Genomic DNA, 6,892 nt, shown 5'->3' with positions numbered 1-6,892 from the left:
ATGATAGGGTAACTTTAAAACAGTTTAAAATACATACCACATAAACATTAAAATCATGAAAGCTATCTGGAACAATCAAATTATCGCAGAATCTGAAAAAACAATACAAGTTGAAGGGAATCATTATTTCCCCGAAGAAACGATCAAAAAAGAGTTTTTCAAAGCTTCTGATACCCATACCACCTGCCCATGGAAGGGAGTAGCTTCTTATTACAATATTGAAGTGGATGGAAAAGTGAATAAAGATGCCGCTTGGTATTATCCAAATACGAAAGATGCTGCGCGGGAAATCAAAAACCATGTAGCTTTTTGGAAAGGAGTTGAGGTGAAGCCATGAGTTATCGCTGATAGTACCTCAGTAGGGAATTATTGGGGAATATCTCCTTTTATAGCTATTGACTGTTGTATAGGTGTTGAATTCTAAATTATTTATTTTTCTCGTAGAAAAGTAGGTGACAATCATTTGTCCTAATTTTCAAGTAGTTTTAGATATATTCTCTAGGCCTGAGCACTTCTAATCTTATGATGTTTAAACCCATGAAATATCCGCAGAAAGTTACTTTGTGGATGGTTGCTATTTTCTGCTTAGTATTTCTGGGGATGGCCTTCTTTTTCCCCTTGGGTTTTAAGTTGAGACTTGAGATTTGGACGGATGTTTTATTAAAAGGATTCGGATTCTATTACCTCCTTTTTGGTCTTTTTGCGGTTTTGATTTTGCTGGTCTTCGTTTTTTCAAAATGGGGTAAAATCCAACTTGGATCAGACAAAGTTGAATATGGCTGGTTTTCTTGGGTAGCCATGCTGTATAGCACCGGAATGGGAGCGGGACTACTCCTAAGGGCAGTACAGGAACCTGTTTATTATTTTCAAAATCCACCTAGAGAATCCGATTTGTCCCAGACAGGTTTTGCCTTAGAATACTCTTTTTTCCACTGGGGCCTTACTCCTTGGGCATTTTATGGGTTATTTGGTTTACTGATGGCCTATATTATGTATATCAAAAAAGAAAAAGCGCTAAGTTCCTCCATACTGCCATCAGCTTATCAAAATAGTCCCACTGGAGTTTTGATGAATGTTTTGACTATCATCTGTACGCTTTTGGGAGTTGTTGCTGCCTTGGGTTTGGGAGGAAGGCAATTCTTACAGGCTATTGGTTACGTCAATGGTTTTGATACTGAACCGCTTCAAGCAATTTATGTGGTTATTCTGATTTCATTTCTCGCTACAGGCTCTGCATTACTTGGTTTGAGTAAGGGCATTAGAAATCTCTCCAACTTCAACATAGGTTTGGCTACTTTGCTTCTTCTATTGGTTGTATCATTTGGAATTCAGCGTTCAGTCAATTTTGAGTTTTTCGGTATTTTGGGCACATATCTGTATGAGTTTATTCCAATGTCACTCAACCTGGGGAAGTTTGAAGTAAGTCAGGATTTTCTGAAGGGCTGGACATATTTCTATTGGGCTTTTTGGTTGGCTTGGGCACCCTTCACAGGGATATTTATCGCCAGAGTTTCCAAAGGAAGAAGTATCAGAGAGTTTGTTCTGGCCGTATTGATTATCCCTGCTTTGGGTACCTTCTTATGGTTCACTGCTTTTGGACAAAATGCTTTTCAATTATTGAATACTAGGCAAGCAAATTGGCAGGATTTTGAATCCATCTATACCGGGATTTTCATGTTTTTGGATTATTTCCCCCTTGCTGCATTGACCAAAATCATGACATTGGTGTTGGTTTTTACTTTTCTCATTACTTCAGTGGATTCTGCCATTTTTGTATTGAGCATGTTCAGTGATGGCGGGAATCCAGAGCCAGCGAAAAGGTTCCGCTGGGCTTGGGGGATAATGATAGGGCTTTTTACTATTGGCCTGATGCTGATTGGAAAAGAAGATTTGCTAGAGTCTGTTTCCCAACTATTGATTGTGTTTGCCTTACCTTTTAGCTTGATGTTTTTGGGGATGGTTGTATATTTTATTAGATTATTGTTTTGGAAAAAAACCACGATATGAATAGACTACTTGAACTCAAAGAAAAGTTTGAGCATACCCGAAAACATTCTGAGAAAATATGTGCACCCTTGGAAATAGAAGATTATGTGCCCCAACCCATAGTGGATGTATCTCCACCTAAATGGCATTTGGGCCATACAACCTGGTTTTTTGAGGCTTTTGTATTGGAGCCGCATGCCAAGGGGTATACACTCTTTCATGAAGATTTCTCTTTCTTGTTCAATAGTTATTACAACAATGCCGGTGAAAGGGTACTTAGGCCAAACCGTGGCCTGATGAGCCGCCCGCCTGTTAGAGAGGTCATGGATTACAGGAAATTTGTAACTGAGGGGATGTTGTCCTTTTTAGAAAATTCTCCCTCCGAAGAAATCTTGGATATCATAGAAATCGGCATCAACCACGAGCAGCAGCATCAGGAGTTGCTGGTCTATGATATCAAATATATTCTAGGCAACCAACCTACTTTCCCGGTTTACGGGACGGATTTTTCTACCCAAAGTGAAAAGAAGGGTGGATTCCAGACTTTTGAGGAAGGAATTTATAGTATTGGCGCTGATGGGAAGGATTTCTGCTTTGACAATGAATTGGGGCAGCACAAGGTCTATTTACAAGGTTTTGAAATTACTGAAAACCTGGTGACTAATGGAGAATATATGGAATTCATGAAAGCTGGAGGTTACAAAGATTTTAACCATTGGCTGTCAGAAGGATGGGATTTCATCCAAAAGGAAGGTGTCAAAGCTCCTCTGTATTGGTATGAGAAAGCGGGGGAATGGCACCATTACACTCTTCAGGGTTTTGAAAAAGTCAATCCTGATTTACCTGTTCAACATGTGAGTTTTTACGAGGCATACGCCTATGCATCTTGGAAGGGTATGCGGCTGCCTACCGAGTTTGAGTGGGAAGTGGCTGCAGAACAACTGAATTGGGGACAACTTTGGGAATGGACCTATAGTGCTTACCTGCCTTATCCAGGATTTCAGAAAGCGCCAGGGGCTTTAGGCGAATACAACGGTAAATTCATGTCCAATCAAAATGTGCTTCGCGGAGCATCTGTGGCTACTCCAAAAGGCCATAGCCGTAAGACCTACCGCAATTTCTTTCATGCCTCCAGTAGGTGGCTTTTTTCAAGTTTTAGATTAGTAAAATAAGATGAGTAGTTTTCTAGAAGATGTTATTACAGGCCTTAAAGCGCCCCAAAAATCTCTATCGTCCAAATATTTTTATGATGAAAAGGGTTCCAGGATTTTTCAGGAAATCATGAACTTGGAGGAATATTACCTTCCAAAATGTGAACTGGAAATTCTTGAAAACAGCTCTGGGAATATTCTGGATGAAATACCTTTTAAGGAGTTGGATATTATCGAATTGGGAGCTGGAGATGGCTCCAAAACGGTCATCTTCTTGGAAGAGGCTGTGAAATCAGGAAAGCATATCAATTATATCCCTTTGGATATTTCGGGAGAGATTTTAGAAGTAAATAGGGATTTGGTAAAAGCTAGAATTCCTGGTTTGGATGTGCAGGTGCTTGCGGGCGACTACCTGAAGACCATTTTTCAACTCAAGGAGAGAAAGCAAGCTAGGTTGCTGTTATTTATGGGAAGTAATATAGGCAACTTTCCAGGCGAGTCAGCGATTGAATTTATCCGGTTTATCAATGATTTCTTGAGTCCGGGAGATTTTTTCTTGATGGGTGTGGACTTGAAGAAGAACCCGCATGTGATTCGGGCTGCTTACAATGATAGTAAGGGCGTCACAAAAAAGTTTAATATTAATTTATTGGAAAGGATAAACAGAGAGTTGGAAGGGGATTTCGATCTGGATTCCTTTGAGCATTATGGAGTTTATAATCCTTTGACCGGTTCTGCCCTAAGTTTTTTGGTGAGTCTAAAGACACAGAAAGTTAAAATTGGAGAAAATGAAATCACCTTTGATCAATACGAGACTATTCATACCGAAATCTCCCAAAAATATAGCCTGAAAGATTTGGATAAAATTGCTTCAAAAACCGGTTTTGAATGGGACAAGCATTTTACCGATGAGAAGGGGTATTATAGTTTGAGTTTATTTAGGAAGTAGGATTTTTGTCAAATTCGGTAATTTAAGACTGTAAATTTTTAAAATTTAAGTAAAAAATACTACCTAAGTAGTATTTTTTAGATATGTTCAATCCGCTACTTTTATTCGGTAAGTAAGTTTTTAGGGTAACAAATACCTATGTAAGCTTATCTGAAGGCAAAAATATATTTTGAACATCAACCTTTTTATCATGTCAGTTTTCAAGCAAATTCAGATTCAAAAGACATTGCCATTTTGTGTAATGTTAGTGCTATTTATAGTTTTTTCCTGTCAGGAGCTCAATTTAGAAGAGCCAAAACCGGAAGATTTGTCCAAATTGGATCAATCAATGTCCAATGTGGTACCTGGCAGATATATTGTTACTTTACACAGCGATGAGATCAATTTCAGGAAATCTGATAAGTATGAAGATGTGCAATTAGAAATGCGGAAGATTTCCCATGACATCTTAATCAAGTATAGTATTGATTCTGATAAAATTAAGGCAGTATATGGGAATGCTTTCGAAGGATTCTCGGTTCAACTGGAACCTTTTGAATTTCAATTGATAAAACAGGATCCAGTAGTTGAATTTGTTATTCCTGACCAGTATGTTGTAGGACATTCCATTTTAAAAAAAGGAGGTAATTCGGGAAAAGGAGGGGGAGGCAATCCTGAGCCAGAACCTGATCCTGAGCCAGAACTTGGAATTCAGCCTCAATGGTACCTAGACCGGTTGGATCAAAGATTATTGCCCTTGGATGGAAAATTTTCAACTCCCACAACTGGAAATGGAGTTACAGCTTATATGATAGGTGCTCCAATATTAGAAAATCTAAACGAATTTAACGGAAGAGCTATTAATATTGATTTGACAGGCGATGTGCCAAACGAACCTCTTTTATTGGATTGGGGGGTATTAAATGCCGCTGCTTTAGGAGGTGAAAATTATGGCGTTGCGAAGGGGGTAAAAATTGTGAGTTTAGACGTTTGGGACGGTGAAAGTACGGTGAGCAGCTATTTACGAGCAATGGATTGGATTTTAGCCAATGGTCAAAAACCTGGCCTTGTATTTTTACCATTAATGGGTCAAACTGACATTGAATTAGTAGAATTCACAATCAATCAGCTGTTTCATGAAGGATTCCCAATTTTCACTCATACCTTTTTTGGAGGTAATACTTGTAACCAAGTTCCAACTAAATTTGACAATGTTTTTTCAGTAGGAAGTACAAATTTTGTGGATGGTTTAGCCTGGGATAGCTACGGCTCTTGTATTAACTTGTTTGCTCCTGGTGTATCTGTATTGAGGGGTGGTTTTCCAGAATATCAAACCAATGAATTATTTGATTTATCTTACGAAAACGCTGCATGTTTGGCAGCAGGTGTTGCTGCTCTATATTTGGAAACTAATCCAACAGCTTCCGCACAACAAGTTTATGATTTTTTATTTGAAACTTCCACCAAGAATGTAGTAAGATTTTCTAAGTCGATCAATAATCATTTATTATATTCTGGATTAACCCCTTTGGGAGCTGGTGAAATTGATCCCAATAGACCTAATTATGCATTTGATTTGGAAGCAAAATCACAGAGGAGGAACGGTAACAATTACACCATATTTTTTGAGTGGAGCCAAATAGAAAGTGAAACCAATCGGTTGAATGTTTTTGAGGATGGAGAAGGCATCGGCAGTGTAGTTGCTGACCAAGGTTTATGGATATCTGATGTAACGGGTAGGAATCTTCCACCAAGAACATATAAATTTTGCGTGCCTAGAACCAATTTATGTTCCAATGAAGTGACTGTGACATTTTAAGCACGTTTAGTTGATTAACACCCTGTTCTGGAAAGGGCAGGGTGTTTTTTAGAAGCTTTTGAAAAAGAGATTCAATTCGGGAATAAAGTTTTAGGGTAACAAATATCTATGTGAACTTATCTAAAAGCAAAAATATATTTTGAACATCAACCTTTTTGTTATGTCAGTTTTCAAGCGATTTCAGATTAAAAGTGTATTGCCCGGCTGTGTTATGATAGCCTTATTCATGTTTTTTTCCTGTCAGGATCTTAATTTAGAAGATCCTCAAGCAGAGGATCCAATTTCATTGGAAGGAAATGAGACCAATTTTGTACCAGGAAGGTATATTGTTACGCTACATGACAATGCCATTAACTCAAGGAGAAGTGATAGGTATGAGGATGTCCAGGCAGGTGTACGGAATCTAAGTCAAGAAATGCTGACTAGGAATAACATTCCAAGGGAAAAGTTGAAGGCTGTTTATGGGCATGCCATTACAGGTTTTACTTTGGAGTTGACCTCTGACGAACTTAAGGCATTAAGAAGAGATTCAAGAGTAAAGAGTATAGAGCAGGATATTTTTATTCCAGACTCTTATAATTTAAGAAAAACTCCTCCAGGACAGGAAAAACCAAAAGAAGGTGATGGAGAGGAAGATGATTCTAATCCACAAGATCCTGAACCAGGTACTGGAGGTACTATTCAGCATGATGCTCCCAAATACTTAGACAGAATAGATCAGCGGCAATTACCTTTGAATGATACCTATAGCTATACGGCAACTGGCAAAGGGGTAAACGCTTATTTTCCTCCAGGTTTGATTTGGGAGGATTACCCTGAAGAGTTTGAAAACAGAGTTTTCAATATTGATTCTATCGGAATTCAGGACCATAGAATCAGTCCGTCAACGAATATGGCTCTTGTAGCAGGAGGAAGGACGTTTGGGTCAGCAAAAGATTTAAACTTATTAGGTGTAAGGACTTACCACTCAGATACTGAATTTGATGAAGCTGTCTATATTTCTTCTTT

The 6,892-nt window shown here is 38.5% G+C and carries 6 protein-coding genes; all 6 read left to right on the top strand.

Going from position 1 to position 6,892, the window contains the following annotated elements; translation table 11 throughout:
• Nucleotides 1-55: 55 nt before the first annotated feature.
• Nucleotides 56-337: a DUF427 domain-containing protein gene (locus EA341_RS17840; RefSeq protein WP_293016528.1), complete on the top strand. Its 282-nt coding sequence runs from the start codon at nt 56-58 to the stop codon at nt 335-337.
• A gap of 200 nt (nt 338-537) precedes the next feature.
• Nucleotides 538-2,007, top strand: a complete 1,470-nt coding sequence (locus EA341_RS17835; protein ID WP_293016527.1) for a BCCT family transporter — start codon at nt 538-540, stop codon at nt 2,005-2,007.
• Entirely contained in the window at nt 2,004-3,158 is a 1,155-nt protein-coding gene (gene egtB, locus EA341_RS17830; RefSeq protein ID WP_293016526.1) for an ergothioneine biosynthesis protein EgtB, read from the top strand. The genes EA341_RS17835 and egtB overlap by 4 nt, the downstream gene beginning before the upstream one ends.
• A gap of 1 nt (nt 3,159) precedes the next feature.
• Nucleotides 3,160-4,086, top strand: coding sequence for an L-histidine N(alpha)-methyltransferase (egtD, locus tag EA341_RS17825; RefSeq protein WP_293016525.1), 927 nt, complete (start codon nt 3,160-3,162; stop codon nt 4,084-4,086).
• A 190-nt stretch (nt 4,087-4,276) separates the two neighbouring features.
• Nucleotides 4,277-5,884: a S8 family serine peptidase gene (locus tag EA341_RS17820; protein WP_293016524.1), complete on the top strand. Its 1,608-nt coding sequence runs from the start codon at nt 4,277-4,279 to the stop codon at nt 5,882-5,884.
• 160 nt (nt 5,885-6,044) lie between these two features.
• Nucleotides 6,045-6,892 (top strand): S8 family serine peptidase (locus EA341_RS17815; RefSeq protein WP_293016523.1); only part of this gene is annotated, 848 nt, incomplete at its 3' end.

It is taken from the genome of Mongoliibacter sp. (assembly GCF_007692705.1).
GTDB lineage: Bacteria > Bacteroidota > Bacteroidia > Cytophagales > Cyclobacteriaceae > Mongoliibacter.
Note: the sequence above shows the minus strand (reverse complement) of the source record. Positions and strands in the feature narration are given on the sequence as shown.